Source organism: Massilia aurea, assembly GCF_024753205.1.
Taxonomy (GTDB): Bacteria; Pseudomonadota; Gammaproteobacteria; order Burkholderiales; family Burkholderiaceae_D; genus Telluria; species Telluria aurea.
This window is the reverse complement of the sequence record NZ_JANUGZ010000002.1, coordinates 423029-445673: the sequence shown is the minus strand read 5'-3', so window position 1 is coordinate 445673 and position 22645 is coordinate 423029. Positions and strand designations below refer to the sequence as shown.

The 22645-nt window shown below is 57.7% G+C and carries 23 protein-coding genes and 1 tRNA gene; 10 read left to right on the top strand and 14 right to left on the bottom strand.

The window, feature by feature from the left end:
* The first annotated feature begins 151 nt into the window (after positions 1-151).
* The 3 genes from aceF (at position 152) to NX775_RS07650 (ending at position 4189) form a co-directional block, all read left to right on the top strand.
* Positions 152-1819 carry a dihydrolipoyllysine-residue acetyltransferase gene (gene aceF / locus NX775_RS07660; RefSeq protein ID WP_258835456.1) on the top strand — a complete coding sequence of 556 codons (1668 nt, stop codon included), beginning with the start codon at positions 152-154 and terminating at the stop codon, positions 1817-1819.
* Between the two features lie 13 nt (positions 1820-1832).
* Positions 1833-3707, top strand: a complete 1875-nt coding sequence (gene lpdA, locus NX775_RS07655) for a dihydrolipoyl dehydrogenase (protein WP_258835455.1) — start codon at positions 1833-1835, stop codon at positions 3705-3707.
* A 158-nt stretch (positions 3708-3865) separates the two neighbouring features.
* On the top strand, positions 3866-4189 hold the full coding sequence (locus tag NX775_RS07650; protein ID WP_258835454.1) for a hypothetical protein: 324 nt from the start codon (positions 3866-3868) through the stop codon (positions 4187-4189).
* 68 nt (positions 4190-4257) lie between these two features.
* On the opposite strand, the gene NX775_RS07645 is transcribed toward NX775_RS07650, so the two are convergent.
* Together NX775_RS07645 and NX775_RS07640 are read right to left on the bottom strand one after the other, a co-directional pair.
* Positions 4258-4443: a hypothetical protein gene (locus NX775_RS07645; RefSeq protein ID WP_183555857.1), complete on the bottom strand. Its 186-nt coding sequence runs from the start codon at positions 4441-4443 to the stop codon at positions 4258-4260.
* 136 nt (positions 4444-4579) lie between these two features.
* Positions 4580-5227 carry a TetR/AcrR family transcriptional regulator gene (locus tag NX775_RS07640; protein ID WP_258835453.1) on the bottom strand — a complete coding sequence of 216 codons (648 nt, stop codon included), beginning with the start codon at positions 5225-5227 and terminating at the stop codon, positions 4580-4582.
* 114 nt (positions 5228-5341) lie between these two features.
* On the opposite strand from NX775_RS07640, the gene NX775_RS07635 reads away from it, so the two are divergent.
* From NX775_RS07635 to NX775_RS07600, 7 genes are all read left to right on the top strand, one after another.
* A complete protein-coding gene (locus NX775_RS07635; protein WP_258835452.1) occupies positions 5342-6481 on the top strand; it encodes an HlyD family secretion protein in 1140 nt (379 codons plus the stop codon).
* Between the two features lie 7 nt (positions 6482-6488).
* A complete protein-coding gene (locus NX775_RS07630) occupies positions 6489-8105 on the top strand; it encodes a DHA2 family efflux MFS transporter permease subunit (protein WP_258835451.1) in 1617 nt (538 codons plus the stop codon).
* Positions 8106-8132: 27 nt separating this feature from the next.
* The gene (locus tag NX775_RS07625) at positions 8133-9575 is read left to right on the top strand and encodes an efflux transporter outer membrane subunit (protein ID WP_258835450.1); all 1443 of its coding nucleotides are present in this window, start codon (positions 8133-8135) and stop codon (positions 9573-9575) included.
* 163 nt (positions 9576-9738) lie between these two features.
* Positions 9739-11373, top strand: a complete 1635-nt coding sequence (locus NX775_RS24045; protein WP_307732146.1) for a methyl-accepting chemotaxis protein — start codon at positions 9739-9741, stop codon at positions 11371-11373.
* Positions 11374-11461: 88 nt separating this feature from the next.
* Positions 11462-11869 (top strand): cell envelope biogenesis protein TolA, encoded by a 408-nt coding sequence (locus NX775_RS07610; RefSeq protein ID WP_258835449.1) that lies wholly within the window; start codon positions 11462-11464, stop codon positions 11867-11869.
* A gap of 138 nt (positions 11870-12007) precedes the next feature.
* A complete protein-coding gene (locus NX775_RS07605; protein ID WP_258835448.1) occupies positions 12008-12901 on the top strand; it encodes an HDOD domain-containing protein in 894 nt (297 codons plus the stop codon).
* A gap of 111 nt (positions 12902-13012) precedes the next feature.
* Positions 13013-13924, top strand: coding sequence for a choice-of-anchor A family protein (locus tag NX775_RS07600; protein WP_258835447.1), 912 nt, complete (start codon positions 13013-13015; stop codon positions 13922-13924).
* Between the two features lie 13 nt (positions 13925-13937).
* Here NX775_RS07600 and NX775_RS07595 read toward each other — a convergent pair whose 3' ends face one another.
* From NX775_RS07595 to NX775_RS07545, 12 genes are all read right to left on the bottom strand, one after another.
* Positions 13938-15158 (bottom strand): MFS transporter, encoded by a 1221-nt coding sequence (locus tag NX775_RS07595; protein WP_258835446.1) that lies wholly within the window; start codon positions 15156-15158, stop codon positions 13938-13940.
* Between the two features lie 142 nt (positions 15159-15300).
* A complete protein-coding gene (locus NX775_RS07590) occupies positions 15301-15909 on the bottom strand; it encodes an IMPACT family protein (protein WP_258835445.1) in 609 nt (202 codons plus the stop codon).
* Between the two features lie 69 nt (positions 15910-15978).
* Positions 15979-16054, bottom strand: a tRNA-Lys gene (locus NX775_RS07585).
* A 51-nt stretch (positions 16055-16105) separates the two neighbouring features.
* The gene (locus NX775_RS07580) at positions 16106-16702 is read right to left on the bottom strand and encodes a hypothetical protein (protein WP_258835444.1); all 597 of its coding nucleotides are present in this window, start codon (positions 16700-16702) and stop codon (positions 16106-16108) included.
* Between the two features lie 364 nt (positions 16703-17066).
* Positions 17067-17312 (bottom strand): Imm74 family immunity protein, encoded by a 246-nt coding sequence (locus tag NX775_RS07575; protein ID WP_258835443.1) that lies wholly within the window; start codon positions 17310-17312, stop codon positions 17067-17069.
* Positions 17313-18411: 1099 nt separating this feature from the next.
* On the bottom strand, positions 18412-18885 hold the full coding sequence (locus tag NX775_RS07570) for a hypothetical protein (RefSeq protein ID WP_258835442.1): 474 nt from the start codon (positions 18883-18885) through the stop codon (positions 18412-18414).
* Positions 18886-19296: 411 nt separating this feature from the next.
* On the bottom strand, positions 19297-19578 hold the full coding sequence (locus NX775_RS07565; protein ID WP_258835441.1) for a hypothetical protein: 282 nt from the start codon (positions 19576-19578) through the stop codon (positions 19297-19299).
* 482 nt (positions 19579-20060) lie between these two features.
* Positions 20061-20300: a hypothetical protein gene (locus tag NX775_RS07560; protein WP_258835440.1), complete on the bottom strand. Its 240-nt coding sequence runs from the start codon at positions 20298-20300 to the stop codon at positions 20061-20063.
* Positions 20301-20488: 188 nt separating this feature from the next.
* Positions 20489-20806, bottom strand: a complete 318-nt coding sequence (locus NX775_RS07555) for a hypothetical protein (protein ID WP_258835439.1) — start codon at positions 20804-20806, stop codon at positions 20489-20491.
* A 29-nt stretch (positions 20807-20835) separates the two neighbouring features.
* Positions 20836-20961, bottom strand: coding sequence for a glycohydrolase toxin TNT-related protein (locus NX775_RS24155; RefSeq protein WP_370660570.1), 126 nt, complete (start codon positions 20959-20961; stop codon positions 20836-20838).
* Between the two features lie 896 nt (positions 20962-21857).
* Entirely contained in the window at positions 21858-22127 is a 270-nt protein-coding gene (locus tag NX775_RS07550; protein ID WP_258835438.1) for a hypothetical protein, read from the bottom strand.
* Complete coding sequence (locus tag NX775_RS07545) at positions 22124-22522, bottom strand: hypothetical protein (protein ID WP_258835437.1); 399 nt, start codon at positions 22520-22522, stop codon at positions 22124-22126. Before NX775_RS07545 ends, NX775_RS07550 begins: the two co-directional genes overlap by 4 nt.
* Positions 22523-22645 lie beyond the last annotated feature (123 nt).

Below are 22645 nucleotides of genomic sequence, written 5' to 3'. Positions count from 1 at the left end.
CTCATGAACCGTCGTTCCCGCGCAGGCGGGAACCCAAGTCCTTTGTACAGCCGATTCATTCGCGCTCGCCTGGATGCAGGCAAACTTGGGTTCCAGCCTTCGCTGGAACGACGGCTCGGACGCTAACTCAAAAAATAACGGAGCTAACACTATGAGCATTGTGGAAGTCAAAGTCCCTGATATCGGCGACTTCAAGGAAGTGGAAGTGATCGAGCTGATGGTCAAGCCGGGCGACACCATCAAGGTGGACCAGTCCCTGGTGACCGTCGAGTCGGACAAGGCCAGCATGGAGATCCCGTCGAGCCATGCCGGCGTGGTCAAGGAAATCAAGATTAATGTCGGCGACAAGGTTGCCGAAGGTTCGCTCGTGCTGCTGCTCGAAGAAGCGGGCGGCGCGGCTGACGCACCTGCTGCCGCTCCGGCTGCCGAAGCTGCACCTGCTGCTGCACCGGCTGCCCCTGCGCCGGCGGCTGCCGAAGTGCCAGCTGCTGCACCCGCTGCATCCGGCGGCCTGGTCGACGTGACCGTACCGGACATCGGCGATTTCAAAGAAGTCGAAGTCATCGAACTGATGGTCAAGGTGGGCGACACGATCAAGGTCGACCAGTCGCTGCTGACCGTCGAATCGGACAAGGCCAGCATGGAGATCCCGTCGAGCCATGCCGGCGTGGTCAAGGAAATCAAGGTCAAGGTTGGCGACAAGGTGGCCAAGGATTCGCTCGTGCTGGTCGTGGAAGCGACTGGCGGCGCACCGGCTGCCGCACCTGCAGCCGCGCCTGCGCCAGCCGCTGCTGCACCGGTACCTGCTGCTGCTGCACCTGCGCCGGCACCAGCCGCAGCACCTGCACCAGCCGCCGCACCAGCACCAGCCGCACCAGGCGTGACCGGTTCGAAAGCCCACGCTTCGCCATCGATCCGCAAGTTCGCGCGCGAACTGGGCGTGGACCTGGGCCGTGTGCCGGGCAGCGGTCCGAAAGGCCGCATCACCCAGCAGGACGTGCAGAACTTCGTCAAGGGCGTGATGGCAGCGCCACCTGCTGCAGCACCGGCAAAAGCCGGCGGCAGTGGCGTCGGTCTGGATCTGCTGGCCTGGCCATCGCTGGACTTCTCCAAGTTGGGTCCGACCGAAACGGTGCCGCTGTCGCGCATCAAGAAGATCTCGGGTCCGAACCTGCATCGCAACTGGGTCATGATCCCGCACGTGACGCACTTCGACGAAGCCGACGTGACCGACCTGGAGCAGTTCCGCGTCGATACCAACGTGTCGCTGGCCAAGCAGAAGTCGGCGGTCAAGCTGACCATGCTGGCCTTCGTCATCAAGGCGAGCGTCGCCGCGCTGAAAAAATTCCCGCAATTTAACGCGTCGCTGTCGGGCGATGGCGCAGCCCTGATCACCAAGCAGTACTACAACATCGGCTTCGCGGCCGACACGCCGAACGGCCTCGTGGTCCCTGTCGTGAAAGATGCGGACAAGAAGACCATCTCGCAGATCGCTACTGAAATGGGCGAACTGTCGGCCCAGGCGCGCGACGGCAAGCTGCCGCCAACCGCGATGCAGGGCGCAACGTTCACCATCTCGTCGCTGGGCGGTATTGGTGGTACTGCGTTCACCCCGATCATCAACGCACCTGAACTGGCGATTCTGGGCCTGTCCAAGTCGGCGATGAAGCCTGTGTGGGACGGTTCGACCTTCCAGCCGCGCCTGATGCTGCCGATGTCGCTGTCGTACGATCACCGCGTGATCGACGGCGCCGGCGCCGCGCGCTTCTCCGCCTACCTGGGCGAAGTGCTGGCGGACCTGCGCAAGACCCTTCTGTGATTGGAGCGCACTGATGAGCACTGTTGAAGTGAAAGTCCCGAATATCGGTGACTTCAAGGACGTCGAAGTCATCGAGTTGATGGTCAAGGCCGGCGACACGATCAAGGTCGACCAGTCGCTGGTCACCGTTGAATCGGACAAGGCCAGCATGGAAATCCCGTCGACGCACGCGGGCGTGGTCCAGTCGATCACGGTCAAGGTCGGCGACAAGATCAACGAAGGCACGCTGCTGCTGACGGTGGAAGAGGGCGCAGCCAGCCCTGCCGCCGAAGCCAAGCCAGCCGAGGCCAAGCCGGCCGAGTCCAAGCCAGCCGATGCCAAGCCGGCCGCGCAGATCGGCGCGCAAGCCGTCGCACCAACGGCGGCCACGGGCCCAACGGATTCGTACGCACCGGCCCATCCGGCGCCGGCAGCCCAGTTGGGCGCAGCGCCGGCGCCGGCCGCATCGAGCTACAGCGGCCAGGTCGACATCGAGTGCGACATGATGGTGCTGGGCGCCGGTCCCGGCGGCTACTCCGCTGCGTTCCGCGCGGCCGACCTGGGCATGAACACCGTGCTGGTCGAAAAGTACGCAACGCTGGGCGGCGTGTGCCTGAACGTGGGCTGCATCCCGTCGAAGGCGCTGCTGCACGTGGCCTCCGTCATGGATGAAACGGCGCACATGGCCGACCTGGGCGTGGCGTTTGCCAAGCCAGAAGTCGACATCGACAAGCTGCGCGGCTACAAGGATGGCGTGATCAAGAAGATGACCGGCGGCCTGGCCTTCATGGCCAAGGCGCGCAAGGTAAACACGGTGCAGGGCGTGGGCGCATTCCTGAGCCCGAACCACATCGAAGTCACGGCAGCCGATGGCGGCAAGAAGGTCATCGCTTTCAAGAAGGCCGTGATCGCAGCCGGTTCGTCGGTGGTCAAGCTGCCGTTCGTGCCGGAAGACCCGCGCATCGTCGATTCGACGGGCGCGCTGGAATTGCGCCAGGTGCCGAAGAAGATGCTCGTCATCGGTGGCGGCATCATCGGCCTGGAAATGGCGACCGTGTATTCGACGTTGGGTGCGCGCATCGACGTGGTCGAGATGATGGATGGCCTGATGCAGGGCGCGGACCGCGAGGCCGTCAAGGTCTGGCAGAAGTACAACGCGCACCGCTTCGACAATATCATGCTCAAGACGAAGACCGTTGGCGTGGAAGCGCTGCCGGAAGGGATCAAGGTCACGTTCGAATCAGCCGAAGCGGGTACAGCTGCACCGGAACCGCAGCTGTACGACCTGGTCCTGGTGGCCGTGGGCCGCAGCCCGAACGGCAAGAAGGTTGCTGCCGACAAGGCCGGCGTATTGGTGAGCGATCGCGGCTTCATCGCCGTGGACAGCCAGATGCGCACCAACGTGCCGCACATCTTCGCCATCGGCGACCTGGTGGGCCAGCCGATGCTGGCGCACAAGGCGGTGCACGAAGCGCACGTGGCGGCCGAGGCGGCCTTCGAGAAGAAGACGCACTTCGACGCTAAGGTCATTCCATCGGTAGCGTACACCGATCCCGAAGTGGCATGGGTGGGCCTGACCGAAGACGAAGCCAAGCAGCAGGGCATCAAGGTCGAGAAGGGTCACTTCCCGTGGAACGCCAGCGGGCGCGCCGTGGCCAATGGCCGCGACGAGGGCTTCACCAAGCTGCTGTTCGACGCTGAAACGCACCGCATCATCGGCGGCACGATCGTCGGCACGCACGCCGGCGACATGATCGGCGAGATCGCGCTGGCGATCGAGATGGGCGCCGATGGCGTGGATATCGGCAAGACGATCCACCCGCACCCAACGCTGGGCGAGTCGATCGGCATGGCAGCCGAGGCGTATGAAGGTGTCTGCACCGATTTGCCGCCACCGCGCAAGCGCTGACCGGCAACGTGGCAAGCGAAACCGGGACCGTGATGGTCCCGGTTTTTTTTGGGCGTGCGCAGCATGCGCGCCGCTTGCAGCACGCCGCCAAAGGTCTAAGATGTATTGATGTGGCGGTAGCAGCGTCGCCGCCTTTCTCGCAACATGCCGGAGGGCATATGGACGAGTACAGCAATGAATACATCGGCACCGTATACGTGCTGCCGCAATCGCACGCATTCGAACTCCACACGGTGCTTCATGGCGCAGCCACCGTCATCACCGGCACCGTGGCCCAGCCGTTGGCGCAGCAACTGGCCGATGCCATACCGGGCGGTGGCGGCGTAGCCGATCCATGCCAGCTTGCCCTGCGACCGCGCCGCGTCGAGGTGGTCACGCGTGTACTCCACGAACGTCACCGCGCGCCACACAAGATGCACTTCCTGACCCGCGTGCACGAGGTCGAAGAGCAGGGCCGGCCAGTTCCGCTGTCGGCCGTTTGACGGCGGCGCACAAAAAAAATGCCGCCAGGTTTGCACCGGGCGGCATGGATGGAGATGTATCGCAGGCTTCAGGCGAAGCTGACGAAACGCTCCGGAATATCGATTGCGCCATTCTTGGCGGCTGCTGCGTAGGTACGCATGTCAGCGATGACCGCTTCCAGCTGGTCATCACCCGGATTTTCGATAAAACTCTTCATACGCTCTTGCAGGGCAGCTGCCTGATCACGCCATTCATATCTGGACGACTTGCTCATGTTTCCTCCTCGCGGTCACACCGCTCTTATTTGAATTCACGACACCTGTTGTGAACATTTACATAATGACACAGTTTATTGGTAATAGTCGGTACGATGGCACACCGAACTTTCCACCAGGCTATATGCTGAAAGTTCAGCCAGGTTTGAGCACGCTGCTATAAAACAGTTCCATGCGCGCTGCCAGCTGGCGCCGCGCTTCCTCGCCCGACGGTTCGGCATCAGGGAACAGAAAGCGCCCGACCGGGTCGCCGTTGATGCAGCCGATCAGGTGCGTCAGGATGATGGATGACGGCACGTCGTCGCGTAGCTGCAGGCGTATATCGGGGCGCGCGAAAAAGCGCGCCAGCATCTCGCGCGTCATGCGCGGTCCGCCTTCATAAAACGCTTCCGCCAGTTCGGGATTGGTGCCTGCCTCGGCGATCACCACGCGCTGCAGTGCAAGGGCATCGGGCTCCACCAGCAGGGCGTAGAAATCGCGCGCGAATTCATCGAGGATCGTGCGCAGCGGACGTGGATCGAGCTCCATATTGCGCTTGGCAAACAGGCGCTCGCGCCGCGAGGCGAGCACGGCCTTGAGCAAGCCGGCCTTGCCGCCGAACTTCACATAGATGGTGCGCACGGCAACCCGCGCTTCGCGCGCGATCGATTCCAGGCTGGTGCGCGTGTAGCCGTTTTTCCGGAACAGGCGGCCGGCGGCCTCGATCAGTTTCTGATTCCGTGTTTCGATATCGGCTGCCTTGGGACGCCCGGCGGATTTGGTGCAGGTCGGTGCTGTGTTCATACGCTGGACTCTAGAGCAAAATAAAATGAAATGCAACCGTTTCATTTCTTGACTTCGTTGTATTGATGGCGAATAATGCGACGAATCCATTTCATTTCATTTCGGAGCAGCACCATGGCAGAGAACGACATCACGGCAGGGCAGGCGAGTGCAGCGCAACCGAAGGCGGGCGCCCCCGCCGGCAAGAAGCCGCCCAACAAGCGCGTGCTGATCGTGGTCGGCGTGATTGCCCTGCTGGCCATCGGCGCCGGCGGGCGCATGTGGTATCGCAGCAGCCATTTCGTGGAAACCGAAAACGCCTACGTGACCGGGCGCATGCACCAGGTCTCGTCGCGCGTGGCAGGTGTGGTGACAAAAGTGCTGGTCGAAGACAATCAGATGGTCAAGGCAGGCGACGTGCTGGCGCTGCTCGATCCGGCTGACCAGTCCGTGCGCGTCGAGCAGATCCAGGCGCAGATCGCCAGCATGGAGCAGCAGGTCAAGCAGTCCGACGCCCAGCTGCTGCAGGTGCGCGCCCAGGCCGGCGCCGCCGGCGCTCAGGTGCGTCAGGCCGAAGCCCAGTTGCTGCGCGCCCGCCAGGACGCCGAGCGTTTCGGCCAGCTATATAACGACACGATGAAAGCCGTGTCGAAATCCGAAGTCGATGCGTCGAGTGCAGCGCGTGCCGGCGCCGTGGCCGATGTGGCCGCGCGCCGCGACAATGCCGCCGCAGCGCAGGCACAGATCGGCGCCGCCGAAGCGGGCCGCGACGTGCTCAAGGCCGAAATCAAGGTGCTGCAGGCGCAGCTGAAGGACGCGCGCCAGCAACTGGCCTATAACAGCATCGTGGCGCCGGTGGCGGGCCGCATCGGCCGGCGCAGCGTCGAAGTCGGCGCGCGCGTGCAGCCGGGGCAGGCCATGCTGGCCGTGGTCGAAGACAACGTCTGGGTCGTCGCCAACTTCAAGGAAACGCAGCTGGGCGGCCTTGCGCCGGGCCAGGCCGTGAGCCTGGAAGTCGATGCGCTGCCCGACCATCACCTGGTTGGCCGCGTGGACAGCTTCTCGCCGGCGTCGGGCAACCAGTTCGCGCTGCTGCCGGCCGATAACGCGACCGGTAACTTCACCAAGATCGTCCAGCGCGTGCCGGTCAAGATCACGCTCGATCCGCAGGACGTCAAGAAGTACGCGGGCCGCCTGGTGCCGGGCATGTCGGTGGTGGCCGAGGTCAGGCTGAACCAGGACGTGAAACCGACGCAGACCGCAGCCGCGCGCTAAGCACACCATGACCAGCTTGAGCAAATCAGCCCCGTCGGGCGCGATGGGTAGCAGCATGCCGGGCGCACCCGCGAATGGCGCTGCGGTGGACCTGCGCACCTGGGTCGCGATCGCCGCCGGCATGCTGGGCGCCTTCATGGCGGTGCTCGACATCCAGATCACCAATTCGTCGCTGCGCGATATCCTCGGGACGCTGTCGGCCACGCAGGAAGAAGGCTCGTGGATCTCCACCGCCTACCTGTGCGCCGAGATCGTCGTGATCCCGATGACGGCGCTGTTCACGCGCGCCTTCGGGTTGCGCAACTACATGATGGGCACCACTGCACTGTTCCTCGTGTTCTCGACGCTGTGTGGCGCGGCCTGGAGCCTGGATAGCATGATCGTGTTTCGCATGCTGCAGGGTTTCACCGGCGGCGCACTGATCCCGATGGCGATGATGCTCGTGATGACGCGCTTGCCGCCCTCCAAGCGCGCCACCGGCATGGCCATCTTCGGCCTGACCGCAACGCTTGCGCCGGCCATGGGCCCGACGCTGGGCGGGTATCTGACCGAGCTGTATGGCTGGCCGTCGGTCTTCTACATCAACTGGGTGCCGGGCGTGCTGCTCATCGCCGGCATGATGTGGGGGATGGATGCCGAGAAGTCCAACGTCCGCACGCTGATCAAGGCCGACTGGCTCGGCATCGGGCTGATGGCCATGGGCCTGGCCTGCCTGACGATCTTCCTCGAAGAAGGCAATTCGAAGGACTGGTTCGATTCGAGCTTCATCGTGACCTTCGCCGCGCTCTCGCTGACGGGTATCCTGGGCTGGATTGCGCTCAGTTTTACGCGCCCCGATCCGTTCGTGAACCTGGCGCTGTACGGCCAGCGCAACTTCCTGGTGGCGACCACGCTGTCGGCGGTGATCGGCATGGGCCTGTATGGCTCGGCCTACCTGCTGCCGCTGTACCTGGGTCAGATCGCCGGCTACACGCCGATGCAGATCGGTGAAGTGATCGCCTGGGTCGGCCTGCCGCAACTGCTGGTGATGCCGTTCGCGGCCAAGCTGTCCTCGAAAGTGGACAACCGCATCCTGTGCAGCTTTGGCCTCTTCATGTTTGGCATCTCGTGCATCATGAATTCGTACATGGATGCGACCACCGGCTACGACCAGCTGATGTGGACGCAGGTCGTGCGCGCCATCGGCCAGCCGTTCGTGATGCTGACGCTGTCGAACTTCGCCATGTCCGGCCTGCCGCCGCGCGAAATGGGCTCGGCCTCGAGCCTGTTCAACATGACGCGCAATCTCGGTGGCTCGGTCGGCATCGCGCTGCTGGCCACCACGCTGACCAACCGCGAACACTTTCACTCGGCGCGCCTGGGCGAGGCCGTCTCGACCTATGCGCCGGCCACGCAGGAGCGGCTCGACATGCTGACCCAGGCCTTCATCGCCAAGGGCATCGACCCGGCGGCTGCGGCCAACCAGGCGCTGGGCGTGGTCGACCGCATCGTGCGGCGTGAATCGTATGTGATGGCCTACAACGACGGCTTCTGGATCATCGGCATGATCCTGCTCGGCTGCATCGCGGCGATCTGGATGGCCGACAAGGTCAAGTCGCCCGGCGGTGGCGGCGGTGGCCACTGAACCCGCATTCAATTGAAAAGACAAACCATGTTCAAGCCTGTACTTAACGGCGTCCTTGCGATCGCCATCAGCACCCTGTTCGCCGGCTGCACCACGCTGGGCCCGGATTTCAAGGCGCCGCCGGCGCCCGCCGATGCAGCATTCCGCCACGTCGACGCCAGCACGAACGGCGCGCGCCTGCCGGCCACCTGGTGGCAGGTATTTGGCGACGCGACGCTCGATACGCTGGAGACCCGCGCCTTGCGCGACAACCCGGGCGTCGAAGCGGCAGCCCAACGCCTGTTGCAGGCACAGGCGCAACTGGGCGTCGTACGCGCCGGGCAGCTGCCGTCGGTATCGTTGGGCGCGGGCGTGTCGAATGCCCGCACGTCGAGCGAAACGTCGCAGGGCCTGGCCCTCGGTGGCCGTTCGATCGAAGGCAACAACTACAGCGTGGCTGCATCGTTCTCGTATGAACTCGACCTGTGGGGCCGCGTGCGCCGCATCGTCGAAGCGAGCGACGCGCAGGCACTGGCCGCGCAGATCGACCGTGACGGCGTGCTGCTGATGCTCTCGGGCCAGGTGGCGTCGAACTACTGGCAGTTGCGCGGGCTGGACGCCGAGCTGGCGATCCTGCGCGACGCGCTGGCCACGCGTCGCGAGTCGCAGGATCTGATCGAAGCGCGCTTCAATGCCGGCCTGTCGAACGAGCTTGATGTGTCGCGCACCCGCATCGAGCGTGCCAACGCCGAAGCCGACCTGCACGAAGTCCAGCGTCAGCGCAACCTGGTCGAACACGCGCTGGCCACCCTGGTGGGCGCGTCGCCCACGGCGCCGCTGCTGCCCGAGACGGCGGCGGGCGCATTGCCGCAGCCGCCATCGATTCCGGTGGGCCTGCCGGCCAGCCTCGTGGGCCAGCGCCCTGACCTGGCGGCCAGCGTGGCCCAGCTGAAGGCGGCCAATGCGCAGATCGGCGTGGCCGAAGGCGCGTTTTATCCGGCGCTGTCGCTGACCGGGAATTTCGGCTATGCGTCGCAAAGCCTGAACGACCTGACCAGCGGCGGTGCGCGCCAGTTCTCGGCCGGGCCGCTGGCGCTGTCGCTGCCGATCTTCGACGGTGGCCGCAACCGCGCCAACCTGGCGCTGGCGCAGGCGCGCTACAACGAGGCGCGCGCGAACCACGACACGCGCCTGCTGACGGCGCTGCGCGAAGTGGAAGATGCGCTGTCGGACGTCGAGCAGCGCCAGAAGCAGGGCGATGTGCAGGCGCAATCGCAACAGGCGGCGGCGCGCGCGCTGCTGGTGGCGCAGGCGCGCTACGACCGCGGCGTCTCGACCTACCTGGACGTGACCGACGCCCAGCGCAGCACGCTGGCTGCCGATCGCGCTGCGGCGCAGATCCGCACCCAGCGCCTGCTGGCAACGGTGGCGGTGGCACGTGCCCTGGGTGGTGGCTGGGAGCAGGGCGCGGCACTGGCCACCGTGCGCTGAGACGTGACGACCCGTGGTTGTCACGACCGACCACGGGCAAGTGTTGCGTAATGGTGCACACGATTCATATTTGATTCCAATGGGCAATATCGGGTGATATATTTGCGCTCGCTGAAAGAAAACAGACAGTTTTCTTTGCGACCCACTGATCTCGACCCCTCCCATGAAAAACAAGAACCTCACGATCGGCGCCCGGCTGGCTTTCGGCTATGGCGTCGTCTTTTTGCTGATGATTGTCCTGGTTGCGCTGGGCGCGAGCCGCGTGGGGCGCATCGAAAACGTCCTGAATTACATCAACGATGTGAACAGCGTCAAACAGCGCTACGCGATCAATTTCCGCGGCAGCGTGCACGACCGCGCGATCGCCTTGCGCGATGTGGTGCTGGCGGCCGACCCGGCCGGCGCTGCGACGCCCATCGCGCTGATCAAGACGCTGGACGACAACTACGCGCGTTCGGCCGGCCCGCTGGACGCCCTGTTCGCCGAGCGCACCGACATGCTCCCCGAAGAGAAGGACGCGCTGGCCGCCATCAAGGCGCAGGAAAACCTCACCAAGCCGCTGATCGAGCGTGTGGTCGCGCTGCACGCCGCCGGCCAGGGCCCCGAGGCCGCCGCGCTGCTGTCGCAATCGGCCGCACCGGCATTTACCGGTTGGCTCGCCAGCATCAACCGCCTGATCGACCTGGAAGAAAAACTGAATAACGAAGCGGCTGCCGATGCACGCGCGATGGCCAAGGGCTTCGTCGGCTGGATGGCGCTGCTGTGCCTGGGCGCGATTGCCGCCGGTTCGCTGGCGGCCTGGTACACGGCCCGTGGCCTGCTGCGCCAACTGGGCGGCCAGCCGGATTACGCGGCGTCGATCGCCTCGGCGATCGCCGGTGGTGACCTGGGCGTGGCAATCGTCACCCGTCCGGGCGACAACACGAGCCTGCTGTTTGCGATGCAGGGCATGCGTGACAGCCTGGTACGCATCGTCTCGCAAGTGCGCAACGGCACGCTGGCCATCAGCGCCGTGTCCACCGAAATCGCCGACGGCAACCGCGACCTGTCCAGCCGTACCGAACGCCAGACCGGCACGCTGCACGCCACTGCCACGTCGGTCACCCAACTGACTGGCATCGTGCGCCAGAACGCCGAGAATGCACGTCAGGCCAACAGTCTTGCCGAGTCGGCATCGGCTGTGGCGCTGCGCGGCGGCGAGGTTGTCGCGCAAGTGGTCGACACGATGGCGTCGATCAATGAATCGTCGAAAAAGATCGTGGACATCATCGGCGTCATCGATGGCATCGCGTTCCAGACGAATATCCTGGCGCTCAATGCGGCCGTCGAAGCGGCGCGCGCGGGCGAGCAGGGCCGTGGCTTTGCCGTGGTCGCCACCGAGGTGGGCAATCTGGCGCAGCGCTCGGCTGCAGCGGCGAAGGAAATCAAGGTGCTGATCGGCAGCTCGGTCGAACGTGTGGACGCGGGCGCCGTACTGGTCGACCGCGCTGGCGAAACCATGGGCGAAATCGTCACGGGCGTCAAACGCGTGACCGATATCATGGCCGAGATCAGCCATGCAACGGTCGAGCAGAACGCCGGCATTGAGCAGGTCAATGGCGCCATCGCGCAGATCGACGAAGCCACGCGCCAGAATGCGGCGCTGGTGCAGCAGGCCAGTGGCTCAGCGGCCACGCTAGAGGATGAATCGCAGCGCCTGGCGCAGCTGGTGAGCATCTTCCGGCTGAACGACGGTGCGCCCGCCGGTGCACACGCTGCAACGAAGGCATCAAGCTATCAACCGCAGCTGCTTAATTGATTTTTTTGCAAGTGTACGGTGTCGCACAGAGTGATTTACAGGGATGACGTTTAATGGCTACACCAACAACCTAATAAGGGACTTCACCATGAAATCGTTCATCGCCACCTTGATCACCGCCGCTGCCTTCGCCGCCGTTGGTATCGCACCTGCAGCCGCCCAGACCGTCAACAAGGCCGCGCACAAAACGGCCATGGACAAGGCCAAGGCCGACTACAAAGTCGCCAAAGACAAGTGCGATGCCATGAGCGGCAACGCAGAAGACATCTGCGAAGATGAAGCCAAGCTGATGCGCGCAAAGGCCGAGCACGATGCAGCGATGAAGTTCGACAACACCGGCAACAACGTGATGAAAGCCCGCGGTAACGTCATCGAAGCCGAGTACGACCTGGCTGACGAAAAATGCGACGCCCTGAAAGGCGATGCAGAAGACAAGTGCGAAATGCAAGCCAAGTCGACCCGCGATGCAGCACGCGACGCCAACAAGGCCAAGTAATTCCTGACCCGCGTCTGGCCGCACCTCACTGCGGCTGGTGCCTGTCATGAAAACGTCGTCCCCGGACTGGTTCCGCGGACGACGTTTTTGTATCCGGCGTACGTGTGGTCTTGACGCCACAGTTGGCACGCGCCAGGCATGGGGGATGCAGACACGCCCGGCGGGGCAGGGGGCGGGCGCTATAATCGCCCGGTGAATAAACTCGAAGCCTTTGGATATATCGCCGCGCAAGCTGTTCGCGGCGAAATCACGTTCCCCACCAGCGTCAACGCCGTGCTGCGTCTGCAGCAGGCGCTCGACAATCCCGATTGCCATATCGATGAGGCCATCAGGCTGGTGCTGGCCGAACCACAGCTGGCGGCGCGCACGGTTGCCCTCGCCAACACCGCCGCATTCGGCGGCGGTGGCTCGGTGCCCGTGACCAATGTCCGCACCGCCGTGACGCGCATTGGCTACCGCCGCCTGCAGGCGCTGGTCGCGAGCCTGGTGGTGCGCCAGTTCGGCAATCGCATCAACGATCCACAGCTGCGCGCCAAGGCCGAACAATTGTGGGAGCACACGACCCACATGGCCGCGATCGCCTATTCGCTGGCGCGCCGCGTGACGGGCGTCAATCCTGATACCGCATTGTTTGCCGGCATCGTGCACGAGGTGGGCGCTTTCTACCTGCTGGCGCGGGCCGATGAATTTCCCGGCCTGCTCGACGACGATGCCGACAACTGGGGCGCACTGTGCGAGGACGTGGTCAGCGCCGAAGTGATGAAGAAGCTGTCGATTCCACCGGCCGTTTCCGATGCCATCGCCGATATGCGCGGCGGCTGGCTCAATATGCCACCCGCCACCTTGCTCGATACGCTGCTGATGGCCAATCAATATGCGCCGGTGCCATCGCCACTCGACAGCCGGCGCGAGCCATTGCCGCCGCATGGCGAAAACGCGATCGACTTCGTGTTCGATGAAGCCACGCTGGCCGAGATCCTGGAAGAGGCGGCCGAGACCGCACGCGCAATGGGCGGTGTCTCGTTAGTGTGATCCGATTTTCCATGTAAATACGATGTTGGTAATGATACTATTGATCATTACTAATTTCTACATGGAACTATTGTGATCAAGCTTGGCGTATGTCTGACGGCGTTACTGGCAATGACGGGTGCACACGCCGGTGTGCTCGATATCGGTTCGGTGATGGGCGGCGCAAATGTCTTCACTGCTGGTAATTTCACCGCCAATTCAAGCGACGTCGAAGGCGCCATCGTTTCGGGCGGCAACGTCTCGATCGCCAGTTACGCAGTCAACCAGAACGGCAAGGCTGCGTATGGCAGCTACGCGCTGGCTGCAGGCGGCAACCTGTTCCTGCAAAATGGCGCGATCAGCAACGGCAAGACCTACGCCGGTGGCACGACCATCCTGAACAATGCCGCGCAGACGCCAGCTACCAACGTCAGCCCGGTCGACTTTGCCATTGCAGCCCAGCAGTTCAAGGACATCGCCAGCGGCCTGAGCACCGTCGCATCCACCGGCACGGTCACGCGCGAGTACAGTGCCAACAAGGTCACTGGCAGCGGCAAGGGCGGTGTCGACGTATTCAATGTGAATGCCGACTTTTTCAACGGCGGCGACAACTGGAAGCTGAGCGGACTCAGTGCAGGCCAGACGCTGATCTTCAATATCAGCGGCAAGCAGGGCGGCTTCAATGGCGGCAATATCGGCTTCGATCCACTGAGCGGCTACAACGTGCTGTTCAACTTCTACGAAGCCGAAACCATCAACGTCAATGGCATCATCGGCAGCGTGCTGGCGCCGTATGCCACCGTCGAAAATGGCTGGGGCGTAATCAATGGTCAGGTGGTTGCCGATACCTGGAACTCGAACGTCCAGGTGAACTCGAACCATTACTTCAAGCCGGTCGATGTGGCGGGCTTCGAGCTCGTCAAGAACATGCCGCCAACCGAGGTGTCCGAGCCGGGCACGCTGGCGTTGATGCTGGCCGGCGCGGTTGGTGTCGCCGGCGCTGGCGCCTCGCGCAGGCGCCGCCTGCGCGCAGCCTGCGCCTGAATCGAGCTGCCTGTTACGCTGGCGGCGACGTCGCCGGCTGTGCCTCGGCCAGCATGCGCTCGACCGTCCGGGCCAACTCGCGCGCCTTCCAGCGGCGACGTGTCAGCATCAATGCCGTCAAGACCACACCGCACAACGCCATCGCCGCCGCGACCCACTGCGGCGCGGTGTAGGCAAAACCCAGCGTCAGCGGAATCCCGCCCAGCAAGGCGCCCAGCGCATTGCCGACATTGAAACCTGCCTGGCCCAGCGACGAGCCCAGCATCTCGGCTTCGCGCGAATGCTCGATCAGGAGCACCTGAACCGGTGGGCCAATCGCAAGCGCATTGGCGCCGGTCAGGAAGGCCAGCACGACCATTGCGATCTTCGACTCGGCCATCAGGCCATTGCACAGCAGCAGTACCACCATCGACACCATGAGGATCAACAGGGCGGGCAGCGGATGGAACTTGTCGGCCAGATAGCCGCCAAACTGCACGCCGACCGTCATGCCCACACCGACCGCCGTCATGATCAGCGGCAGCGCACCCGTGCTGAAGCCCGTGACATCGGTCAGCAGCGGCGCGATATAGCTGAACCACGCGAAGAAGCCGCCGGTACCGATCGAGACGATGCCCAGGGCCAGCCACAGATCCAGATGCCGGAAGATGCGCAGGTCCTGCATCAGGCCCGTACGTTTGCTTGGCTCGATCGGCGGCACCCACTGGTACAGGCTCCACATGGTCAGCAAGCCAATGACCGCAACGATCAGGAACACCATGCGCCAGTCAAACGCATGGCCGATCCAGGTGCCGAGCGGCACGCCCAGCACATTGGCCAGCGTCAGGCCGGTAAACATCATGGCCATCGCCGCCGCCGTCTTGCCCGGCTCGGCTAGGCGGCTGGCCACGACCGCGCCCACGCCAAAGAAGGCGCCATGCGGCAAGCCGGCCAGGAAGCGCGACGCCATCATCGTCTCGAAGTTCGGCGCGAACGCCGACATGGCATTGAATACGGCAAACATCAGCATGAACCAGATCAGCACGGTGCGTGGCGGACGGCCGGCGACAATCGTGACGAGGGTCGGCGCGCCGACCACGACACCAAGTGCATAGGCGGTGATGAGGTAACCGGCTTGCGGAATCGTGATCTGCAGACCACGGGCGATATCGGGCAGGATGCCCATCATGACGAATTCGGTCATGCCAATGCCGAAGCCGCCAAGGGCGAGGGGGAGTAGGCTTTTCTTGATCACAGGGGAGGTGGTTGTACTGCGGTGGAAAATGATCCCTGCCGACGGAGGAATTTGCGGCTGGGTCTGTCACTATACCGGCTGCACGATTAAACGTCCGCTCACGAGTCGTGATGACAGGTATAGGGCGCCCGAATGGGCCGCCTCAAGCGGGCAGTAATTCGTCGTCGTCCGGTGGCCACACGATGCGGCCATGGCCCACGTCGCCCAGCCGCGCGCGGATGCCGTCAGCGTCGCTTGCCGGCAGGCTGAACGTGAACTGCACGTCGTCGCCATGCGCTACCTCATCGAGCATGGCGCCGGCGGAGTCGAGCTCGCGCCGCAGCATCCCTTCCATCGCATACGGCGCACTGCAGCGTAGCTGGCGCAGCTTGATGATCGGGATCTTCGGCGCGCCGAGCAGCGCCTGCGCGACGCTGTCGGTGTAAGCCCGCACGAGGCCGCCTGCGCCAAGCTTGACGCCGCCAAAGTAGCGCACCACCGTGGCCAGCACGCCATCGAGATCCTGGTGGCGCAGCACATCGAACATCGGCCGCCCGGCTGTGCCACTCGGCTCGCCATCATCGACCGCCGCCGACTGGCCGCCGGCAAGCAATGCCCAGCACACATGCGCCGCGCCAGGATGCTGCGCACGCAGCGCCGCCACGACCTGTTGCGCGCCAGCACGGTCAGCCATCGGCTGCACGCACGCGATGAAGCGGCTTTTCTTGATGATCAGTTCGTGGTGGACGGCGCTGGCAATGGTCTGGGGCATGGGGCGCGCAGTAAAAGAACAACGAAAACGACAACGCCAACCCGAAGGTTGGCGTTGTCGATGAATCTTTGGTAGGCCGTGCGGGATTCGAACCTGCGACCAACGGATTAAAAGTCCGCTGCTCTACCAGCTGAGCTAACGACCCGAAGAAGACGAGATTATAGCGGCACTTGGCAGATTTACCAAGTGCTTCCGCTCATTCTTTCTTTTTGTCTATGTCAGCGTGGTACTCGTCGCCCTGTTCCTGCGCGTGTTGTTCGCCTTCTTCCGAGACATCTTCGCCTTCGATGACCTTGTCTTCAGCCTGCACATCGTGCATGGCGTGCGGCTCGAGTTCTTCGGCGCTGACGTTCATCCGGACGAACATGCCCCAAGTGGCAAGCAGGGCGGCGGCGGCAATACCGATCGACGCAGCGTGCGGCAAGTATTCCGGGCTGCCATGGACGAACTGGAACACCCCGATCAGGCACTCGACCGACAGGGACACGACGACCACGATCAGGAAGCGCGACAGGAAGCGACGTACGCGGGTAGGCGAGCTGATGTTGGCTTCGCGCTGGATTTCTTCTTCCAGCACGGTCTGGCCAAGGCCGAGAGCAGCAACGGCGATGGTCAGCATGCCGATGCATTCGAGAATGAGGTCGAAACGTTCACGCGCAACGGTATCGGCGGAAGGGCTGAGGGCAGACCAGATTTCGACGCCAGCCAGCACGACGAGGCCGATGCCGCAGGCGAAGAACAGGATGACGATGAACACGTAACCGAGTTCGAAGAGTTTTGTTATGGCTTTCACGGGGAGCGATGGTTGTAAAGATGCGAGACTTTAGCAGTAAAGGCTGAGTTCGCGATGTTCAGGAGGTGGTGGGTGTGGACGTTGTGCGACAGCGGGTGGCGGGCATGCGTGAGGAGCAGGTGACCCTGTCTTATTCGCTAACTAGACGCGCGTGGTTACGTTCGCTTAATAACTAATTCTAGAGAAGTTTTCATGGCGAAAATTCAGATGAGACGCGCTCTAAAAAAATTACCTAGCCATAAATAGCGATCTGCTATAGAGGGGTTCATGTGTAGTCGAGTCTGTAGGGATAGGAATGAGCTTCACCTGTAGACTCTTGCTGATTTAGACTGCTAATGGACGATTCCGGTTGAAGATAAACTTACTATTCAATTTTCAGAACCATTTTTCTGCGAGAGAATTCCTCTTTAAGAAATTGAATCAGCTGCTTTTTCTCAATGAGAGTCAAATTTTCTTTGTCGTCTGGCACATCCCACTTTTCGATGCTGTTCTGATAAAGCACGAAGTCGGGAGATCCGTATCCCCTTAAAAACGCTTCGCCATATATAGTGATGCTCTTTCCTTCAACTTTCACCCAAAGATGCCCACGTGTGATTTCTACTAGGTTCACGTCGCCTACCTCCTGAAAATCGCTTTCGTTGCCCCAGTCTTGGGATTAATTCGACTAGCAATTCGGCGACTTCGCCTGAGAATTGTGAAAATTAATTATGAAAATTGCTTAGCATGTTCAGTATTAGCTTCGCCTAATTTTTCTAAGATTCTAAATTCGTTGATAAAATTTAATTTCCAAGCTTAGATCCCCTTGTTTCGCATCATAGAAAAACGTGACGTGCCCCCAGTCACAAGAATCAAGCGAGGCAGAACTTGGATGGTTACTTATGAACTTTACGCCCGCAAAACTTTCGCATTTTTTTACTATTTTTGATTGGAGAATGCTGCAATCGAAAAACTCGATCAAATCGAATAAGAACGTGAAAACAATTGAACAGTCTTCTTCAACATCGATCACGCCATCCGCAAAATTTCCACAAATATTGAATTTCTGTAAGAATTTATAACGTATCCTAAACTTGTCTTGGTGAATTTTAGTTGAACAAAGATTTTCAATGGCATTTGGGAAAAATTTTTTTCCAAATATTATAGGTCGGGAGTCTATAAAAATTCCGCAATCTTTCAAATGCAAACTGACAAGAAGCATAATTATTCCTGGAATAATATTTACCATATGACAGCGAAAAACGATTTATTCGGATTAAAAAATACCCACTTAATATTTTTGCATATGCGCCTGGATGTAAAGCGCTGATCGCTATCGATGCCGAATACATGGTGCCACGATAATCGAAACGCGGTTCGATTCCTTGCGCGTGGCATAGTAGCTAATTATTTGAGTCAACGTCGACGTGTTGCGCAGGTGCGAAATTTTGGGGTTGTTGACTAGTTATTCTGCCAGTAGTTTATAAATAGATAAATATTTAATCGTCAAGTATATTTTTATAGTGACCAGATTTTTAGAAGCTGCATCAGCTGCACTGAATCCGTCAATGTTCCATCTTCGCAGTGGTTTGTTTCATTCCATTTCGATGCTGTTCTGAAATAGCACGCCGTAAGCAGTATTTTCCTTGGCAATCGAGAGTGCCATCCCAGATGACCAGAGATTTTCCGTCAATGGTATTGAGTCTGTGATTGCATGGCCTAACGTATTCCAACTAATATCTTCGATACTCATTCCAATCAGAAATGTCAACATTGCGATTATTTTCAAAACTGTCACATCCAATTAATATTGTGTTATTGCAAGGGTCCATTATTTCTGCCATGTATCCGCCCGGCGTCATCGCTAAAAGATTAAAAAATACTCCTTGCTGGCGGAGCGATATGCAATATTCTGGGAAATCACTTTCGATATTGAACTGAAATAGAGAGTTCTTGGCTATATCTATCTTGATTTCTGAATACTGCAACTGGCCACGGATATTCGCTATGTTGTTCACGAGAAATTCACTACCGTAGATAGTAAAGCTAAGAACATCACCATAGAAGGTCTTCATCTCCTCCATCATTCCTTTGCGCACTGGAATAAATATCACAACTAACTTATCACTTTTTATATCGGGCCTTTGCTTCTGGTTAGATACTATATTTTTTCGCGCGCACAGCGGGTTTGGTTGGCCAGGGAACATTCTCCGCCTCAATTAGTGTGCATATTAATTCTAATCAGTCTGCAATCGCAATTTGTAACACTCGGAGCAAATTTTCGTTTCTAGCTCCAGCCCTTCCAGCATCAATATCAATAGAAACATTTCCGCAGGTGCAGTATTCATTATTCGAAGGGTTTGATCTTAGAATGCTCCAGCAATTTACGCATTGGTAGAACGTCCGGTCCGAAACTGGTAACGCCGTTCCGGCGAAGTAATTCATGTCTATGATTGTCAAATTTTTCTTTGTCATAGTAGCATCTTCCCCCAGACATTTTACTGCACTATGCTTTAGGCTTTTCTATTATACCCGTTGAACGGTTCGTCTTGAGGAACCAAATTATTCTACAGTCTGGGCTCATTATCAGGATATCCTCCCTAAGAAGTTGCAACTTTTTATTTATTCGATAAAACTGCCTCAATTTGCATAATCTCATAATTTATAAGTCCATCGCAAACAAGCTCCAACCCGTATTCAAAATCCAGTTTTGCGTAGATTTCCCCATCACTTAGTTTGATTTTACCGATCTCTGCTTCTGGCATCGCGATCCATTCGACATTGGATTTTAATTTTGATGCAAGTTCTTTAATTAGTGATCTAAAATCATTTAAATTAATGTTTTCATTAACCAGAAATTGCGATACTCCTGTTTTTTTAGTAGTTTTTATATATTTCATATGTGCGTCTCAATGACAGCCAAATTTTTTCTGGATCGATGCCAAGACTTGGTCGCAGTCCGCATCCAACGGCATGGTTGGACTGTTCAATTGCCGTATCAGCGAGCTAGCACAACAAATCGGATTCGCCAGGATAGATGACCTTTAACAAACTCTGCTTAGCTACCTCAAAATTTATAACTACCACATTTCACGGTACGCCTTGGCACGAGAACGTCAATTCACTTACTCAAAGACTTGCAACACTCCAAGCCCGAATTATTCGTAAAAAGCGTTTGTGAACAGGAGATACTTGGCAGCTAGCAATGTTTGCTCAATATATATTGTGTCTGACCGCGCTGCGCTTACAGCGTGGCACCTACCTAATCCCTTGCTCTTTAATAATTTTCCATTCCTCTTTAGATATAAAGTAGGTTACCGAACCGGGGACACGATTCGCGGTACCAAGCCCTCTTTTTCCTGTGAGAGTTTTCCCATGAACATCACGCTGAAGATTTCATTCGAGCCATTTTTGTTTTCTTCAGTTTTTCAGATATGGTGATGGTAAATTCACGGATGGCTTTCCCACTTTTTACAAAATCGTCATAGGCAATTTTTAATGCTCTCATCGCGTTCCCATCTATAAAAACAACGGAAGGAGAGGGTATCTGAAACATCGGTTCAGAATTCGCTTTTTCCGTGAAAATTCCAATTAAAAAAATTAGGGAAAGCGTTATTTTCATATTTTACAGATGTGATTTGTTGCAGCCCTGAAGCTTTTATATCTCGCGTTCTAAATGTCGACGCACACCCGTTAGTCAGGGTAAATTGAAATCCCTTGGCAAGCAGCAGGTAAGTCACTGCTCGACCTTATCAACGAACTAAAATTTTAGACCGTAGACTTTAAATAACTACAGTAAGAACTCATTTTTCATGTAGTTGACCAATCGATCGTCTCTTTCTCACCGGTAAGTCTAAAAATAAAGTAGTTCACTGCATGAAACTCATTTGAGAATATTGCAACATCGAAGTTCTTTCCTCGTTCGGTAGTGTAAACCACCCAAAAATCTTTCATTTTATTAATAACTAATTCGCCAAGACCGGCAGTCATTTGGCTGCCAAGAGCATATTCAATTCTATTTATTCCCTGCTTGTCAAGAAACTCTCGAAGAATGCAGAATAATGAATTAGTTGATAAGGAATCTGAATTCGAATTTTCAAATTCTAATTGCGGTAGCTCGATAATCATTAGCTTCTCCTTAAGCATCCTGAGGCAATTCACTGCTCTACTGATTTTTCTGTTTTATATTGAGGAGCCATCCCAACCTCGTCGAGCCACGGTATTGCAGGGTCAGAATCCACGGAAATCGGTTTGGTGACTTCGTATTTATAGTATGGGGCCATTTTATCGGTTCCCAAGTACCTTCCAGATACGCCAGATGAAGTTTTATGTCATTATCTTTTCATGGTCATTGACCGCATCGTTCGTTAGATGTTCATGCACATTTATAGCGATATGACCAACAAGAGCGGCTTCGATTTTTTGCGGCCTCTGGCTTTGCCTATCAAGATTTCCAATATATTGCTCGATGACGGATCAGAGTTTACGAACCCATTTCCACGAAAGGCAAGAATCCGAGCGCTGATCATGTCTTGTACCGGGTTCGCACAAGTACGACTATCGAGCATCGACTAGCGCCTCCGAGACATCGACAAACCAGGGGCATGGTGGGACTTTTCAATGGCCGCATCAAGAACTATTACAACAAAACCGAGTCGACAGAAGATATGATCTCGAACAGACTCTGCTTAGCTATATGCAATGCGCGAACCGTCCGTTGCTGGCGAAGTCGACCCCGTGGTCCCAATGGCAGACCTAATCCCCTTGCTTTGTATAGTGAAGAATCGGCTCAACAGTTGCATGGCCTTGTGTACGCTGGATCGGATCAAAAGATTACAAATTTCCGCTGATTCTCTCCAGCGATCCGATCGGATCGTAAGTGAGAGGCCGACCGTGTGTAGATCGGAATGAAAATGAAAGCAAACGTTGATCGATTTTATCAGCGAACTAATATTTTAGTAACTACAGCAGCGAACTCGGGTTTTATGCAGTTAACCAATTGATCGTGTCTTTCTCAACGATAGGTCGAAAAATGAAGTTGATTGCATGAAGCTTATCTAAACATTGTAAAATCAAAACTTTCTCTCGGTCATTGGTTTAAATTACCCAAAATTCATCACTTTATTAATAACTAACTCGTCAAGGTAGCCTAATTTTTTCACCGATAATTCAATTTAAATTAAATGCATATTTTTTTTGTTGATTTGCTAAGCCTTTCAAGGCTATCCCACCAATCCTTCTGCGATAGGTGGGGTAGGTAATAATCTCCAAGCCACTTTACATGACAGCGAGAATCTATCTTCTTGAGCGCATCCTTGCGAATATCTGTTGAGAGATTTTTATCTAATGCTAGGTTGGCGAGTTCCTGTAAATCATTGGCATCTTTATTAAATCCAGCTTGATTCAAATCGCTGATAATTTTGTTAATCAGATCTAAAAAATTTTTCATCGTTTCACTGCTCCTGTATATTTTCCTCCTGCCGTTACAACTTGCCAGCCTCCACCGATTTTGTCAGGTCCCCAGTTTGGCTGAGGCGCTACTTCTCCTTCAAGTAGAAGTTGATCGCGAGTCAGCGTAACAGGACTTTCGAATACTGCTGTATTGTTTGGTGGAAGCGCAAGGTTTTTGCGTCTTTCTGCTGGTGTCGCTCCGCCTGAGCATCGTGTTACAAATACTCCTGATGCATCTCCTACGCTAGATTCAGTAACTATAAAATTGTCTCCCGCGTGTCCATTGGTAGCATAGATTTGTCCATCAAAGCTACCTACTACCTCCTGCTGCTGCTTTTTGGATAGTCCTCGTGTTTTTAAAAGCTTCCTTACAGAGTTGTTCTTGATTGGCATCCCTGCGCATGTAGCGAGTCCTAACGGATCTACCCAGCCAGTTGAACTAGACGTGTATACATAAAAATTCTCACTGCCGCGAAGCCCAATAGGGTCTTGCGTAAGGTACCTTGTCGTATAGGG